This is a genomic window from Brachybacterium sp. Z12, assembly GCF_014400405.1.
GTDB lineage: Bacteria > Actinomycetota > Actinomycetes > Actinomycetales > Dermabacteraceae > Brachybacterium.
The window spans coordinates 403,046-417,605 of the sequence record NZ_CP060496.1; the positions used below are offsets into that span (position 1 = coordinate 403,046).

The window sequence follows — 14,560 nt, forward strand, 5'->3', positions numbered from 1 at the left end:
CGATGATGCCTGACATGAAGACTCTGCGGGTTCTGGGGATCCTCGCGGCTGTCGTGCTCGCGGCGGTCGTGCTCGCTCTGCTGCCCTCGACGGACAGCCTCCCGGCGGCAAGGCCGGGGATCACCGTCGGCGACGCCTCCGCCTCGGCCTCAATGGATCGCTCAGAGGAGGTCACGGAGCCGACGGCCGACGACACCGCCATCGCACTCCCGCAGCCCAGCGCCTCCGAGCAGCCGGTGCGCGGCATCCACTCCGACACCGGGGTGGGCGCCATGCAGCCCGAGGCCTCGCCCCAGCCCGCCCCCGTCCCTGCCCCGGCGCCGTCACCCGCGCGCAGCGGCAGCTCGGACAGCTCCTCCTCGAGCAGCGGGAGCACCGGAAGCAGCCAGAAGGCCCAGCCGCCGCGGCCCGCGGGCGTCTGCGAATGGGACGACGGCGAGCTCGAGTGCGACGATGACGACGATGACGACGATGACGACGATGACGACGATGACGACGATGATGACGACGACGACGATGACGATGATGACGACTGAGCGGCGGGCCTGACCCCCGCGGCCGACGGACCCGTCGGCCGCCTCAGGCGGGGATGCCGAGCCGCGCGAAGGCGCTGCGGAAGATCGTCAGCCCGTCCAGTCCCGGCAGCTTCTGGATCCGCTTGTCGAGCTTGTCCAGCTCCCCGCCGTTGCCGCCGAAGAGGTGGTTCATGACGTGCCTGACCTCGGACTCGTCCATCATGCCGCTTCCCACCGGCTTCCAGACCCGGCTCATCACCATCCGTACGATCTTCTGCGCCGCCTGCGAGGCCTCGAGCCGCTCCCTGCCCTGCGTGGTGTAGAACGCGACGTGGCGGGTCTCCTGCTGGGCGATGCGCTGCAGCAGCGGGGACAGCGCAGGATGGTCGGTCATCGCGGAGAGCCGTCGGTAGGCGGCCACGGCCGAGAGCTCGTTGGCCGCGCCCCACACCATGTGCACGGCGACGAAGTCGGTGCCTGCGAGGTTCGTCAGCACGGACTGCTTCAGCGGCCCCAGCGCTCCCATCCAGCCCAGCTTCTCGCGCTTGGCCTTGACCTCGTCGTAGTCGACGATGATGCCGTGCCGGGCGAGCACCTTCGACAGCGCCTCGCCGTGCCAGAACTCCTCGCGGTTCCACATGGTCATGAAGCCGCCGGCGTCCTCCTCCCGGTGGGAGGGGGTGACCAGCAGATCGCGCAGGAAGCAGGAGGTGTGGTATTCGACGTCGCACATGTAGCGCAGCGAGCGCAGGGTCTGGGCATCCAGCGGCTGGGACTCGAAGGTGTCGAAGTCGAGGTCCTCGTATTTGACGGGGATCGAGGTCTGCGCGAACTGGTCGAGGTCGAAGGCCATGTCACACTCCGGAGCGGGGCAGAGAGCTGAGGTGGAGGTCCGGGAGATCAGGTCCGGGCAGCAGCCTGGTGATCTCGTACCGGGCGCGACGCAGGGCGGCGCGATCGTGCGGATCCGCGCCGAGGACGGCCAGCGCCGCACGCAGATCGGGGTCGATGATCCCGCCCCCGTCGAGCGGGGAGCCCAGTGCCAGGACCAGCCGGGCGGTGGCGGCCTCGCGGCGCGAGCGGGTCAGGCGCGCGATCGCCTCGGCGGTGAAGAAGTCGACGGCGGCGTCATGGCGGCCGACGACCAGGTCGACGACCCGTCGCGCTTCACCGGAGAGTCGACGCGAGACCGTGACGAGGGCGGCCTGGAGCGAGGCCTCCTGGATCGCCATCCGCGCCATGTGCCCGGCGGTGACCGCCTCGCCGCCCAGGCCGGTCCACAGCGGGCTCAGCAGCGGCTGCAGCCGGTCCACGTGGAGGCGCCGCAGGGCGTGCACGGGACGGGGGCGGTGCAGCGGTTCCGGCCGATCCGTCGGGTGATCTCCGGTGAGCAGGTCCCGCAGCGCGCGGGACTGCCAGAAGCGGTCCACCATCCAGGTCGCGAGGAAGGCGGTGATCCGTGCCTCGTTGCCGGTGGAGGTGGCGAGCATCGCCCGGGACTCCGCGAGCGCCGAGGCCTCCAGGCGCTGCAGCACGCCGAGCACGAGCCGCAGATCCTCGCCGAGCGGGGCCTCGACCGCGAGCTGTGCGGTGTCGACCTCGAGCCGGGCAGTGCCTCTGCGCACGTACGCGGCGACGTCGAAGTCGGTGCGCAGCACGGGGGCGACGGTCTCGTCGAAGTGGAGGTGCCCCGCGTAGGGCCCGCTGCGAGGGAGCGAGGCGTGGGGGTCGAGCGCCTGAGCGGTGGGATCCGAGGTCGCGGTGCTCCCTGTCAGATCGACGCTCACTTCCACCTCTTCTCTTCGTGCGGCCAGGAGGGCCTCGGTCATTGTACGGAGAACAGCTGTCGATGTGCTGACCGGTCGGCGCTTGGTAGGTTTCGTGCTGTGATCACTTCCGGCGCCTCCTCGCTCCCAGGCCCCGACAGTGACCTGGCCGCCAGCGGCCTGCCGGACCTGGGCCGTCTGCGGATCGCGCTGCGCCCTGCCGAGTTGCCGCTGCCCCACCCGCGCAGCGTCCTCGAGGCGGCGCACCGGGTGAGCGACCTGATCCACGCCGAGCATCTCCGTGAGGCCCGCGCCCTGGCCGAGGAGTTCCGCGAGGTGCGAGCCGCACCTGCCGAACGGTTCCATCTGCTGCGCACCGCGCTGCGCGGAGCGCTGGTGACCTCCGACCCCGCGCGGGTCCAGCGCGACACGGCAGATCTGGTCTCCCTGCTGCACCGGCAGCGGTTCACCGAGCAGGCGGCGGCGACGCTCGCCGTGCTGCTCGAGCGGGGGCCCTCCGAACGGGGCGCACCCGCCCGGGCCCGGGGAGCGCTCGAGAAGCCCGGCGCCGGCCGACGCCGCGGTCAGAGCCCCCAGGCGTCCCCAGAGATGCTCGTGGTGGTGCGCGCACTCGAACGGTCCGCCCTGGCCGGCCCGCGCGGCGCCGTCGCCGATCCGCGACGGGACGCAGCCCGGCTGCGGGCGGCGCTGGCGGCCCTCCCGGGCGTGCGCGAGAAGCTGCTGGTGGATCCGGAGCGGGAGCTGCGCGTCCGCCTCGCGCAGGCGCTCGAGGGGGCCGGCGAGACGGCCGGAGCGACCACCGCGGCCCTGGACCTGCTCGAGCTCATCGAGGACCAGGAGACGGCGGCCGGGGGCCCGCTCGGCGACCCGGCGCGCACCGCCATCGCCGCCCGTGCGGTGCTGGCCCGCACGCTCCTGCGCGAGCATCCCCTGCACGCGGTCCACCACGCCCTCGAAGCGCTCGAGATGCTGCATGAGATCGAGGACCCGCCGCTGCGTATCGGGCTGATCACCGCGCTGCTGCAGGCCCTGATGGCCGCCGGCGCCACCTCCCACGCCTCGTTCACCGCAGGCCGCCTCGCCTCCCTGCAGCGCACCCTGGGCAGGGACTCGCTGCGCATCGCACCCCTGCTCGCGGTGGCGGCGCAGCGCGTGCAGGCGGAGCGCTACGACGCCGCCCAGGTTCCGCTCGAGCAGGCGCGCACCATCGCCCGCGAACAGCGCGACCACCACGCGCTGCTGGAGGCGTCGCGCCTGGCAGCGAGCATCCACGAGCGGCGCGGGGACCACGCTGCTTCACTGCTCGAGCTGCGTCAGCTCGCCTCCCATGCACGCTCGCTCGCCGACGACCTCGAGACCCCCACCTCCGCCCAGGGGGAGCTGATCCGCACCGAGCTCGAGGCGAACGCGCTGATGATGCGCCGCGCGCTGGACCTGGGACGCCTGGACCCGGTCGCCGCGGCGGTGCGCGCGATCGAACGCCGCACCCGCGTCGAGGGGGATCACCGCTGCCCGTCGAGCTGCTGTGGGACCACCAGGTCGACGCGCGGGTGGGCTTGTTCGTCGCCACCGGCGACGCCCTCGCCCGCGGGGTCGCAGGGGTGGACGAGGAGACCTGCGAGCTCCGACGACGCGAGGCCATGCAGGCGATCGACGAGATGCCGCCAGGGCACGACGCCCGCGCCCGCTACTGGGCCACCTACCTCGATGACCGCCACGCCCACCTGCTCGCCGCGCGGGGCGCTCGGGGCCGGGCACGACGGGCCGCGCGGCGCGCACGCGAAGGCTGGGCCCACCTCGGCCGGGACGAGGACGTCGCCCGGATCGCCGCGCTGCAGGAGACCCTGACGGGGAAGTGAACGGCCCGGGCCGGGGCTCAGCTGCCGTCGGCCTCCAGCATCGTGGTGCGCAGCACGTCGATCACCCTCTCCGGATCCGTCGCGGGGTTCACGAAGGCGAGCCGCAGTGCGACCTCCCCGCGGAACGCGGTGGGCACGCACAAGATCGTGCCGTCCTTCGCCAGTCGCTGCGACCAGCGGCGATAGGCGGCCGGAGTCCATCCGGGCCGATGGAACACCACCACCGACAGCTCCGGCTCGAGCAGCAGCTCGAGATGCTCGGTCTCCTCGATCGCCCGGGCCACGGTGCGGGAGGTGGCCAAGCAGCGCTCGATCGCGGCGGTGTACGCAGCGGTGCCGTGCGTGGCCAGCGAGTACCACAGCGGCAGCCCGCGGGTGCGGCGGGAGAGGTGGGCGGCCAGGTCCGAGGGGTTCGACTCGCCGCGATCGATCGAGTCGAGATACGCGGCGTGCTGGGAATGCGTGGCCGCGGCGGGACGCGGATCCCGGTACAGCAGCGCGCAGCAGTCGTACGGCGCGAACAGCCATTTGTGGGGATCCACGATGAACGAATCCGCCTGCTCGATGCCCGTGAAGCGCTCCCGCGCGCTCGGAGCGGCCAGCGCCGCGCCGCCGTAGGCGCCGTCCACATGCACCCAGGCGCCGTGGCGGTGCGCGACCTCGGCCACGGAGCCGAGATCGTCGACGATCCCGGCGTTCGTGGTCCCCGCCGAGGCGACTACTGCGCAGATCCGGCCGTCGGCCGCGAGCACACCCTCGAGCGCCTCGCCGGTGAGATGGCCGCGGTCGTCCACGGGGATGGTGACCACGTCCATGTCCAGCAGCTTCGCGGCCGAGGAGATCGAGGAGTGCGCGGTCGAAGCGCAGGCCAGCGCCCAGCCGCCCTCCGGCCGCCGACCGCGCACGCGCAGCGCATGGTCACGGGCGGTGGCGAGCGCCGAGAGGTTCCCGTGGGTGCCGCCGGCGACGAACACGCCCGCCGAGTCGGCTGGCCAGCCCAGCAGGTCCGCGAGCCAGCGCAGCACCTGGTTCTCGGCGAAGATGGCGCCCGCGCCGTTCTCCCAGATCCCGCCGAAGACGTTCGCGGCCGAGACCACGGTGTCGAAGGCGACCGCGGCCCGGGTGGGGGCGGCGGGGATATAGGCGAGGTTCATCGGATCCTCTGCGGAGCGGGTCGCCGGAAGCAGCACGTGGTCGAACAGCTCCATCGCCCGCTCAGCGCCGATGCCCTCACCCGTGATGGTCTCGCCGACATCGGACTGCAGCTCGGCCGCGCTGCGGGCGGTGGTCTTGGGATCGGTGGCGACCGTAGTGTGCGCGGCCGCCCAGCGCAGGGCGATGCTGACGGCCTCGCGCTCGTCACCCCAGACCTCCGAATGCTCGCGATGGCGCTGCAGGGCATCGGCGGCGCGGGAGAACGCGGTGTGCTCGGCCTGCTGCGCGGCGCTGGGGGAGGACGGGTGGTCGGCGGTTTCCTCGGTCACGCCCAGCATGGTCGCACGCGGGCACCGCCGCTCGGCGCGGAACGGGCATCGTTCCTTGATGTGGAACCGGTGCCGGCCCTCGCCGCGGAAAGGGCATCGCTCCTCGGTGCCGAACCGGTGTCGGCCCTCGGCACGGGACCGGCGCCGTCCGCCCCTGACAGTGCGGGCCCTCTGCCGTACGTGGTGGGAGCATCTGCCGGAGGGAGCCGTGGTGATGTTCAGCGACACCGATGTCCACGAACACGGCCCCGACGAGAAGATCTCGGTGCGAGACCGCCGCGCTGCTGATCGCTACGAAGCGGTGCGCGGCGGGGAGGTCGTCGGCATCCTCATCTACGAGCGCCGCCGCCACCGCATCGACCTCATCCACATGGTCACCGACCCCGAGCACCGGGGCGAGGGCGTGGCCTCGGTGCTGGTGCGCACCGTCCTCGCCGAGGCGCGGTCCATCCCGATGCCCGTCCTGGTGATCTGCCCCTTTATCGAGAGCTGGCTGCAGCGACACCCCGAGCAGGCCGAAGGCGTGATGCTCGACGACTGAGCCGCCGCCCGTCCCGCCACCAGAAAACTGCTGCTGGCGAGCTTTGAACGGCTGTGGAGCGTTCAGCTCTCACCAGTGACAGATGAGTGGTGGCGGTTCCGGGGAGATGGGTGGTGGCGGCGCCCGGGCGAAGGGGCCGGATGGCCGAGCGGGCGGTCGGTCCAGGCCAGAAACAGTCCATCTCGGAGTAGCGTCGGAGGCATGGACTCCCTCGACCTGCTCCGTGACCTCGCCTCCCGCCCCCGCGACGCCGCCGCCGGGATGCGCGGCCGCCTCGATCCCAGCACGCTCAACGCCCGCCCGGGCGGGCACGACAACTCCGTGGCCTGGCTGCTCTGGCACACCGGGCGTGAGATCGACGTGCAGCTCGCCGCCCTCTCCGGTGATGAGCAGGTGTGGACCTCGCAGGGCTACGACCAGCGCTTCGGCCTCGGTGAGGCAGGGGATGCCGTGGGCTACGGGCACAGCTCCGCCGAGGCGCGCCGCATCATCATCGAGGACGGTGCGGGGCTGCTGGACTATGTCGACGCCGCGCTCGCCGCGATGGACGACCACCTCGGCACCCTCACGGTCGCGGATCTGGACGACGTGATCGACGAGGAGTGGGACCCGCCCGTCACCCGCGGCGCCCGTCTGGTCAGCATCGTCGACGACGCCATCCAGCATCTCGCCCAGGCCGCCTACGTGCTCGGGATGCCACAGCGCGGATGACCCCGGCGCACCGCGCGCGACTGGTCCTCCCCATCGGTCCCGCACCCACCGCCGAGAAGATCACGTCCCGATGGTCAGGTGGAGTTCCTACACTGGCCCGGTGACATCCTCCGAAGCCTTCGAAGCCGGACCCGACCGCGGTCTGGAGCGCACCCCGCCCCAGGACCTCCCCGCCGAGCGCGGTGTGCTGGGCGGCATGATGCTGTCCAAGGACGCCATCGCCGACGTCGTCGAGACCGTGACCGGCAGCGACTTCTACCGCCCCGCCCACGAGATGATCTACGAGGCGATCATCGATCTGTACGGGCGCGGCGAGCCGGCGGACCTCGTCACCGTCTCCGATGAGCTGACCAAGCGCGGCGAGCTCGCCCGGGTGGGCGGCGGCGCCACCTCGCGGACCTCATCGACATGGTGCCTACGGCGGCGAACGCCGGCTACTACGCCGAGATCGTGGTCGAGCGCGCCCAGCTGCGCCGCCTGGTCGAGGCCGGTACTCGCATCGTCCAGCTCGGCTATGCGGCCGACGGCGGCGAGGTCGACGAGGTCATCAACGAGGCGCAGGCGCAGATCTACGCCGTGACCGAGCGTGGCCAGAGCGAGGACTTCCTGCCGCTGGGCGAGGTGATCGACGAGACTCTCAACGCGATCGAGGCCACCCAGAACCGTGGCGGTCAGGTCACGGGCGTGCCCACCGGTTTCGCCGAGTTCGACGAGCTCACCCAGGGTCTGCACGGCGGTCAGATGATCATCTTCGCCGGCCGCCCCGCGATGGGTAAGACGACCCTGGGCATGGACGTGCTGCGCTCGGCGTCCATCCACAACGGCAAGGCCTCGGTGATCTTCTCCCTGGAGATGGACAAGACCGAGATCACGATGCGTCTGCTCTCTGCGGAGTCGCAGGTGCCGATGAACCGCATGCGCGACGGCTCGATGGATGATCGTGACTGGCAGTCGATGGCCCGGGCCATGAGCCGCATCGCCGATGCGCCGCTGTTCATGGACGACAGCGCGAACATGTCCCTGATGGAGATCCGGGCGAAGTGCCGGCGCCTGAAGCAGAAGCACGATCTGCAGCTTGTGGTCATCGACTACCTGCAGCTGATGAGCTCGGGCAAGAAGGTCGAGTCCCGTCAGCAGGAGGTCTCGGAGTTCTCCCGTGCCCTGAAGCTGCTGGCCAAGGAGATCCAGGTGCCGGTCATCGCGATCTCACAGCTGAACCGTGGCAGCGAGCAGCGGACCGACAAGACCCCGATGATGAGCGACCTGCGTGAATCCGGCTCGATCGAGCAGGACGCGGACCTCATCCTGCTGATCCACCGCGAGGACTATTACGAGAAGGAGTCCGCTCGCGCCGGCGAGGCGGACCTCATCATCGCCAAGCACCGAAACGGCGCCACCAAGACGATCCCGGTCGCCTTCGAGGGCCACTACGCGCGGTTCAAGGACATGGCCCACTCCGGCGGCGGCTTCAGCGGCTGAACCGGTCGACTCGCCGCGCTCGGTCAGGCGTCGCCGAACGGTTCGCCCGTTACGTGTTCGGCGAGCAACGACTCCGCCTCCGTGAGATCGCTCGGAGAGACCGGGGCGTCGAGCAGCGGATGCGCGCCGCCGCGCCAGAGGCGGACGCCGCCGGTGCGCCACACCATGAGCCCCGGTGCGGAGAGCGGGGCCGACGAGTGGACGAGGTGGGCGCGCCGGGCCCGTAGAGTGCCCTCCTCCGGATCTCGCAGGGGCGGCATTTCAAGGGCTCGAAGCATCGAGTCTCCTGCCGATCCGCGATGGTCGCGCACATGCCACGAGCGTTGGCGCAGGTCTTCGGCGAGGCCGGGCAGCTCGGGCCCGGGCAGGGCGAGCACCTCGCCGTCGCGGAGCTGCGGCGCGGCGCCCGGCCCGAACGCCCGGGCGGTCAGTTCGGCGAGACCGGCGGTCACAGCGCCGAGCGGGCCGACGGGCGGCTCGTCGAGCCATCGCAGTTCCTCCCCGGGCGCGATCGCGGCGCGGGCGAGCACCTGGTCCTGACCGTCGACGTCGGTCATCTCGAACCAGGCCTCGGCGGTGTCGGTGCTGCTTGCCCTGCTGAAGAACATCGATGGCGCCGGGGCTTCCGACGGGTTGTCGCCCGGCCAGCGGGTGAACCACCCCGATCCGTCCCCGACCCAGCGGCGCAGTACGGCGCGCAGCTCCCCCTGGAGGCGGATGCCGAGGGCGGCCGCGCCGGGACGCAGCAACCCGGCGGGCGCGTCCGGGGCGGTGGGCCAGGGCTCCCAAACAACGTTCGCGTTCATTGAGCCTCCCTGGAATAACCCTCTTCGAGATCTGGGTCGCTGAGCTGGGACAGCCGCCCACCAGATCCAACGGGCGAGACCACGGGTCGCAGAAGCTGCTCTGGCAGCTCGAACCGGCCGTGAGCCCTCCCGTCGATGACGACGTCGCGAGATATCGCTGTCACCAGGACGCTACACTCGCCCAGCTCACAAGACCGAGGATGCGCACCGCCCCGGGCTGCTTCTAGTCGATCGCGCCGTCCGCTGATCGACGCGGCTCCGCCGCCCGCTCCACCGGCGGCGAAAGCGTTCCCGCGGGAACGTCGTGGGTGAGCGCCTCGCCGCTGTTCGAGGGTCGGCGTGACCGCGGCAGCGTACTCGGTGTCGTCGTCCATCTGCGGGGGCGTGATCCGTCCTTGAAGGGCGAGGACGGAAGCAATGGGCACGTGTGCACTGCTGCGACACACTGGCCGCGTGGACATCACCCCGGAGACCGCCTTCGCCGCTGCCCAGATCCTGTCCGTGCTGCTGGTCGCCACGATGTTCGACCCCTGGGTCAAGGGCGTGGCCCGTGACAGGGAGGTTTCCCGAGGCTGGCAGGTGGGGGCGATGATCTCCTACGCAGCGAAGGTGCTGGCGCTGGTGGTGCTGCTGTTCGACATGCAGCTGGTGCTGTTCCGGAACACCTGGAGCGGTGGCATGGGCACCGCCCTCGTGCTCGGGAACTACTTCGCCGTCGTTGCCAGCGCCATGTCCATCCTGCTCACCGTGCTCAACCACATGGGAGCGCTCGCACCACGCACTGGGGCGGCCTCGCCCGGAACGGACAGGGACGCGACGAATGTCGAGCCAGCGCCTGCAGACCTGCCCGCCGGTGATCATCCCGATTCCGACCACCGTTCCGTCGGAGCTGAGGGACGGGCTCCGACGGCGCGCTGAGCGACAGAGCAAGGACAGCTCACACCGCGCAGCTGACTGCTCAGCCGGCCCCGCCGTGGGCCGCGTCGCGCAGATGTTGCCCCGTCACGCTCGCTTCCACAGCGGCGACCTGCGCCGGCGCGCCCTGGGCGATGATCCGACCGCCCTTGTCACCGGCACCCGGGCCCATGTCGATCACGTGGTCGCTCTGGGCGATCACCCGCTGATCGTGCTCCACCACGATCACCGTCTGGCCCGCGTCCACCAGCCGGTTCAGCTCCTCGACCAGCAGGTCCACGTCCGCGGGGTGCAGGCCCGAGGTGGGTTCGTCCAGCAGGTACACGCTGTGCCCGCGCACGGTGCGCTGCAGCTCGGTGGCCAGCTTGATCCGCTGCGCCTCGCCGCCGGAGAGCTCGGTGGCGGGCTGGCCGAGGGTGAGGTAGCCGAGCCCGATCGCGTCCAGCGCGGTCAGGGCCCGGGAGATCGGCGGATCCTCCGCGAACACCTGACGGGCGCGCGCCACGGACAGCCCCAGCACCTCGGCGATGCTCAGCCCTTCCCAGGTCACCTCGAGGGTCTCGGGGCTGTACCGGGTGCCGTGGCAGCGGGGGCAGGTCGCGTATGAGCCGGGCAGGAACACCAGCTCCACCTCGATATGACCGGTGCCGCTGCACTCGGGGCAGCGCCCCTCGGCGACGTTGTAGGAGAAGCGGCCCACGCCCCAGCCGCGCGCCCGTGCCTCGGGGGTGTCCGCGAAGAGGCGCCGCACCCGGTCGAACAGGCCCGTGTAGGTGGCCAGGCAGGAGCGCGGGGTGCGGCCGATCGGCTTCTGGGTGATGTGCACCAGCCGGTCGATGCCGTCGGTGCCTCGCACCTCTCCGTGCCGCACCCGGTCCTCCGCGAGGCCCGTGGTGGCTGCGGGCGCTGCGTCCTCGCCCCCGTCGGCCGCCGGCTCGGGATCATCGGCGACCGTGGTGCGCACCCGCTCGCCGAGCACGGTGCCGAGTGCCTGGGTGACCAGGGTGCTCTTCCCCGCGCCGGAGACACCGGTGACCGCGGTGAACGAGCCCAGCGGCAGGCGCAGGTCCACGTCTCGCAGTGTGCGCGTGGTCAGGGCGTCGATCTCCAGCCGGCCACGGGGGCGGCGCACCTCGCCCGGTCCCCGCAGGGCCAGCGGGGTGGGCTGCAGGTAGCGGGCGGTCACCGAGCCCTCGGCCTCGCCGAGGCCCTCGATCACGCCCGAGTAGAGCACCTCGCCGCCGTCGGCCCCCGCACCCGGCCCCACATCCACGATCCAGTCGGCATCGGCGACCAGCGCCATGTCGTGCTCGACCAGCAGCACCGAGTTCCCTTCGGCGAGGAAGGAGTCCAGCAGGTGCTGCAGCACACCCTTCTCGCTGGGATGCAGCCCTGCAGAGGGTTCGTCGAGCACATAGGCCACACCGAACAGGCCCGAGCGCAGCTGCGCGGCCAGCCGCAGCCGCTGCAGCTCTCCGGTGGAGAGGGTCCCGGCGGGGCGGTCCAGGGCGAGGTGGCCGAGACCGAGGCCCACGATGGTGCGCAGCACCGGCAGCACCGTGGGCAGCAGGATCCTCTCCGCCTCCTCCTCGGGGCTGCCCTCCTCATCGGGCAGCGCCTCGGAGCGGGAGGTCAGCGCGGTGAGCAGATCGTCGAGCGGCAGTGCGGTGAGCTGCCAGATCGGCAGGCCGACGTAGGTGACGCGCAGTGCCGCCGGGCCCAGCCGGTGCCCCTCGCACAGCGGGCAGGGCGTCACCGAGAAGTGGGTGAGCGCCCGCCGGCGGGAGGATTCCGCCTTCGAGGTCGCCACGGTGTCGCGCAGGTAGCGCTCGACGCTGCGCCATTGCCCGCGGTAGGGGCCGTGGGTCTGGCCGGGCTCGCGCACCGGATGCACGGTCACCACGGGCTGCTCCTCGGTGTGGAGGATCCAGTCCCGGGTCTCCTCCGGCAGCTCGCGCCAGGGGCGGTGGATGTCGATGCCGAGGGTGTCGAGGATGTCGCGGAAGTTCTTGCCCAGCCACGCCCCGGGCCAGGCCGCGATCGCCCCGCCCGTGATCGACAGCGAGGGGTCGGGGACCATCGAGGACTCCGTCGGTTCGCGCAGCACCCCACGCCGTGGCAGCGGGGGCAGGCGCCGTCCGGCGTGTTCGGGGAGAAGAAGTCCGAGGTCAGGCGACCGCCATGGAGCGGGGATCCCTCCTCGAGCACCTCGGCCGGGTGCTCCCCGGCCCGCGAGTACAGCAGACGGACCGCGTTCGAGAGGTTCGTGGTGGTGCCGACGGTGGAGCGGGCGCCACCCGCGGTGGTGCGCTGCTCGAGGGCGACCGTGGGAGGCATCCCGGTCACCGATTCGACACGGGGATCCACGGCGCTGCCGATCAGCCGACGCGCGAACGGCGCGACCGACTCGAGGTAGCGGCGCTGGGACTCGCCGTGGATCGTGCCGAAGGCGAGGGACGACTTCCCGGACCCGGAGACGCCGGTGAACGCGACCAACCTGCCCCGCGGCAGATCCACGTCGAGGTCCCGCAGGTTGTGCAGCCGCGCCCCGCGCACGTGCACGAAGCCGTCGTCGCCACCGGTCAGGGAGAGATCGGGGAGGTCCATCTGGCCAACGTAGCAAGCCGCGGCGCAGGAGCCGCCCTCCGACCGCAGGCGAACGATCGGTCGGCCGGTGGCCGGAGCGGTTGCCGGGCCCTCCCGGGGACAGTAGGTTCGAATCCCGACCCGACCCGGAGGCGCCCGATGGGCCATCCAGTGCACCTCGTCATCGACGGTCAACAGCACGATCTGATCGTGGACGCCCGCACCACGCTGCTCGATGCCCTGCGGGATCATCTGGGCAACATGTCCCCGAAGAAGGGCTGCGATCACGGTCAGTGCGGTGCCTGCACCGTGCTGGTCGACGGCCGACGCCTCAACTCCTGCCTGCTCCTGGCCGTCTCCCTCGACGGCGCAGAAGTCCTCACCTCGGAGGGGCTCGCGCCCGATGGGGAGCTCTCCGACCTGCATCAGGCCTTCCTCGAGCAGGACGCCTTCCAATGCGGCTACTGCACCCCCGGTCAGATCTGCTCCGCCGCCGGCATGCTCCGCGAAGCGGCCGACGGGCGACCCAGCGTGGTCACCGAGGACACCGATCCGGGCGGGCCTGTCGAGCTCACCGAGGACGAGATCCGCGAACGGATGAGCGGGAACCTGTGCCGCTGCGGCGCATACGTCAACATCGTCGCCGCCGTGCAGCAGGCGGCCGCGGCGCAGCCGGGGACCGGGGAGGCAGGCCGATGAGACCCTTCGACTACGAACGGGCGAGCGACCCCGCCGCCGCCGTCGCGACGGTCGCCGAGCGGCCCGGCGCGACCTACCTCGCCGGCGGCACCAACCTCGTCGATCACCTCAAACTCGGGATCACCGCCCCCGAGCTGCTGGTCGACATCGGCCGCCTGGACCTCGCGGACATCGAGGAGCTCGACGACGGCGGACTGCGCGTCGGCGCGATGGTCCGCAACAGCGACCTCGCCGCCGACCCCCGCGTGCGCCGTGACCACCCGATGCTCTCCCGCGCCCTGCTCTCCGGGGCCTCCGGCCAGCTGCGCAATGCGGCGACCACCGGCGGGAACCTGCTGCAGCGCACCCGCTGCGTCTACTTCCAGGACACCACCACCCCTGCAACAAGCGTGAACCGGGCTCCGGCTGCTCCGCGATCGGCGGGTACACCCGCTATCACGCGATCCTCGGCGCCTCCGAGGACTGCATCGCCACCCACCCCTCCGACATGGCGGTGGCGCTGGCCGCACTGGACGCCACCGTGGTGGTGCTCGGCGCCGAGGGGGAGAGGCGGATCCCGCTCACCTCGCTCCATCGCCTCCCCGGAACGGAGCCGCACCTCGACACGGTGCTCGAGCAGGGCGACCTGATCACCGCCGTCGAGCTGCCCGCCCCGGTGCGCTCCGCCCGCACGGTCCGGTCCACCTATCGCAAGATCCGCGACCGCGCCTCCTTCTCCTTCGCGCTGGTGTCCGTCGCCGCGGTGCTCGACCTCGATACGAGCGGCCCGCATCCGATGATCCGCTCCGCACACCTCGCCCTCGGCGGCGTCGCCCATGCGCCCTGGCGCGCGCGCCGCGCCGAGGAGCTCCTCACCGGAGCCCCCGCGACCCGTGAGACGTTCCGGGCAGCCGCGGCTGCGGAGCTCGAGCAGGCCCGACCCGTCGAGGGCAACGAGTTCAAGGTGACCATGGCCCAGGGCGTGATGGTGAGCGTGCTCGCCGAGCTCGCGGGCCTGGCCGAGGACGCCGCGGAATCTGAGCACTCCGAGGAGCCCGGTGATGAGTGACCTCCTGCGCGCCTCCGCGATCGGCACCGGACGGGTGCGGCTCGACGGCCCCGACAAGGTGCGCGGCCGCGCCCGTACGCCTATGAACATCCCGTCGAGGACCCGCTGCACCTCTACCCGCTGTGCTCGA

Annotated in this window: 13 protein-coding genes and 1 pseudogene; 9 read left to right on the forward strand and 5 right to left on the reverse strand. The window is 71.8% G+C overall.

Annotation, left to right across the window (positions count from 1 at the left end; translation table 11 throughout):
* The first annotated feature begins 14 nt into the window (after positions 1-14).
* Complete coding sequence (locus H3H54_RS02140; protein ID WP_262425328.1) at positions 15-536, forward strand: hypothetical protein; 522 nt, start codon at positions 15-17, stop codon at positions 534-536.
* Positions 537-579: 43 nt separating this feature from the next.
* Here the strand turns inward: H3H54_RS02140 and H3H54_RS02145 are convergent, their stop codons facing one another.
* Positions 580-1,368, reverse strand: a complete 789-nt coding sequence (locus tag H3H54_RS02145) for a ferritin-like domain-containing protein (RefSeq protein ID WP_262425329.1) — start codon at positions 1,366-1,368, stop codon at positions 580-582.
* Between the two features lies 1 nt (position 1,369).
* Positions 1,370-2,302, reverse strand: a complete 933-nt coding sequence (locus H3H54_RS02150; protein WP_262425330.1) for a hypothetical protein — start codon at positions 2,300-2,302, stop codon at positions 1,370-1,372.
* A gap of 99 nt (positions 2,303-2,401) precedes the next feature.
* On the opposite strand from H3H54_RS02150, the gene H3H54_RS02155 reads away from it, so the two are divergent.
* Positions 2,402-4,150 (forward strand): hypothetical protein, encoded by a 1,749-nt coding sequence (locus tag H3H54_RS02155; protein WP_262425331.1) that lies wholly within the window; start codon positions 2,402-2,404, stop codon positions 4,148-4,150.
* A 28-nt stretch (positions 4,151-4,178) separates the two neighbouring features.
* On the opposite strand, the gene H3H54_RS02160 is transcribed toward H3H54_RS02155, so the two are convergent.
* On the reverse strand, positions 4,179-5,654 hold the full coding sequence (locus H3H54_RS02160) for an aminotransferase class V-fold PLP-dependent enzyme (RefSeq protein WP_262425332.1): 1,476 nt from the start codon (positions 5,652-5,654) through the stop codon (positions 4,179-4,181).
* 205 nt (positions 5,655-5,859) lie between these two features.
* On the opposite strand from H3H54_RS02160, the gene H3H54_RS02165 reads away from it, so the two are divergent.
* From H3H54_RS02165 to dnaB, 3 genes and pseudogenes are all read left to right on the forward strand, one after another.
* Positions 5,860-6,186 carry a GNAT family N-acetyltransferase gene (locus H3H54_RS02165; protein WP_262426376.1) on the forward strand — a complete coding sequence of 109 codons (327 nt, stop codon included), beginning with the start codon at positions 5,860-5,862 and terminating at the stop codon, positions 6,184-6,186.
* A gap of 201 nt (positions 6,187-6,387) precedes the next feature.
* Positions 6,388-6,897 carry a mycothiol transferase gene (locus H3H54_RS02170; protein ID WP_262425333.1) on the forward strand — a complete coding sequence of 170 codons (510 nt, stop codon included), beginning with the start codon at positions 6,388-6,390 and terminating at the stop codon, positions 6,895-6,897.
* A gap of 70 nt (positions 6,898-6,967) precedes the next feature.
* Positions 6,968-8,376: pseudogene (gene dnaB, locus H3H54_RS02175) on the forward strand (replicative DNA helicase).
* A gap of 23 nt (positions 8,377-8,399) precedes the next feature.
* Here dnaB and H3H54_RS02180 read toward each other — a convergent pair.
* Complete coding sequence (locus H3H54_RS02180; protein WP_262425334.1) at positions 8,400-9,182, reverse strand: hypothetical protein; 783 nt, start codon at positions 9,180-9,182, stop codon at positions 8,400-8,402.
* A gap of 453 nt (positions 9,183-9,635) precedes the next feature.
* On the opposite strand from H3H54_RS02180, the gene H3H54_RS02185 reads away from it, so the two are divergent.
* Positions 9,636-10,100 (forward strand): hypothetical protein, encoded by a 465-nt coding sequence (locus tag H3H54_RS02185; protein WP_262425335.1) that lies wholly within the window; start codon positions 9,636-9,638, stop codon positions 10,098-10,100.
* 40 nt (positions 10,101-10,140) lie between these two features.
* On the opposite strand, the gene H3H54_RS02190 is transcribed toward H3H54_RS02185, so the two are convergent.
* Positions 10,141-12,177, reverse strand: coding sequence for a hypothetical protein (locus H3H54_RS02190; protein ID WP_316249114.1), 2,037 nt, complete (start codon positions 12,175-12,177; stop codon positions 10,141-10,143).
* Positions 12,178-12,842: 665 nt separating this feature from the next.
* On the opposite strand from H3H54_RS02190, the gene H3H54_RS02195 reads away from it, so the two are divergent.
* Genes H3H54_RS02195 through H3H54_RS18590 form a run of 3 tightly spaced genes read left to right on the forward strand, consistent with a single transcriptional unit; the run spans position 12,843 to position 14,430 of the window.
* Entirely contained in the window at positions 12,843-13,382 is a 540-nt protein-coding gene (locus H3H54_RS02195) for a (2Fe-2S)-binding protein (protein ID WP_262425336.1), read from the forward strand.
* Positions 13,379-14,011, forward strand: a complete 633-nt coding sequence (locus tag H3H54_RS18585) for an FAD binding domain-containing protein (RefSeq protein ID WP_316249115.1) — start codon at positions 13,379-13,381, stop codon at positions 14,009-14,011. The genes H3H54_RS02195 and H3H54_RS18585 overlap by 4 nt, the downstream gene beginning before the upstream one ends.
* Positions 13,906-14,430, forward strand: a complete 525-nt coding sequence (locus H3H54_RS18590; RefSeq protein WP_316249116.1) for a hypothetical protein — start codon at positions 13,906-13,908, stop codon at positions 14,428-14,430. The genes H3H54_RS18585 and H3H54_RS18590 overlap by 106 nt, the downstream gene beginning before the upstream one ends.
* Positions 14,431-14,560: the final 130 nt, after the last annotated feature.

What these genes read in the sequence shown, in the direction of transcription:
- H3H54_RS02140 (WP_262425328.1), top strand. Translation starts at nt 15, where the DNA reads ATGAAGACTCTGCGGGTTCTGGGGATCCTCGCGGCTGTCGTGCTCGCG.
- H3H54_RS02145 (WP_262425329.1), bottom strand. Translation starts at nt 1,368, where the DNA reads ATGGCCTTCGACCTCGACCAGTTCGCGCAGACCTCGATCCCCGTCAAA.
- H3H54_RS02160 (WP_262425332.1), bottom strand. Translation starts at nt 5,654, where the DNA reads ATGCTGGGCGTGACCGAGGAAACCGCCGACCACCCGTCCTCCCCCAGC.
- H3H54_RS02165 (WP_262426376.1), top strand. Translation starts at nt 5,860, where the DNA reads ATGTTCAGCGACACCGATGTCCACGAACACGGCCCCGACGAGAAGATC.
- H3H54_RS02170 (WP_262425333.1), top strand. Translation starts at nt 6,388, where the DNA reads ATGGACTCCCTCGACCTGCTCCGTGACCTCGCCTCCCGCCCCCGCGAC.
- H3H54_RS02180 (WP_262425334.1), bottom strand. Translation starts at nt 9,182, where the DNA reads ATGAACGCGAACGTTGTTTGGGAGCCCTGGCCCACCGCCCCGGACGCG.
- H3H54_RS02190 (WP_316249114.1), bottom strand. Translation starts at nt 12,177, where the DNA reads ATGGTCCCCGACCCCTCGCTGTCGATCACGGGCGGGGCGATCGCGGCC.
- H3H54_RS02195 (WP_262425336.1), top strand. Translation starts at nt 12,843, where the DNA reads ATGGGCCATCCAGTGCACCTCGTCATCGACGGTCAACAGCACGATCTG.
- H3H54_RS18585 (WP_316249115.1), top strand. Translation starts at nt 13,379, where the DNA reads ATGAGACCCTTCGACTACGAACGGGCGAGCGACCCCGCCGCCGCCGTC.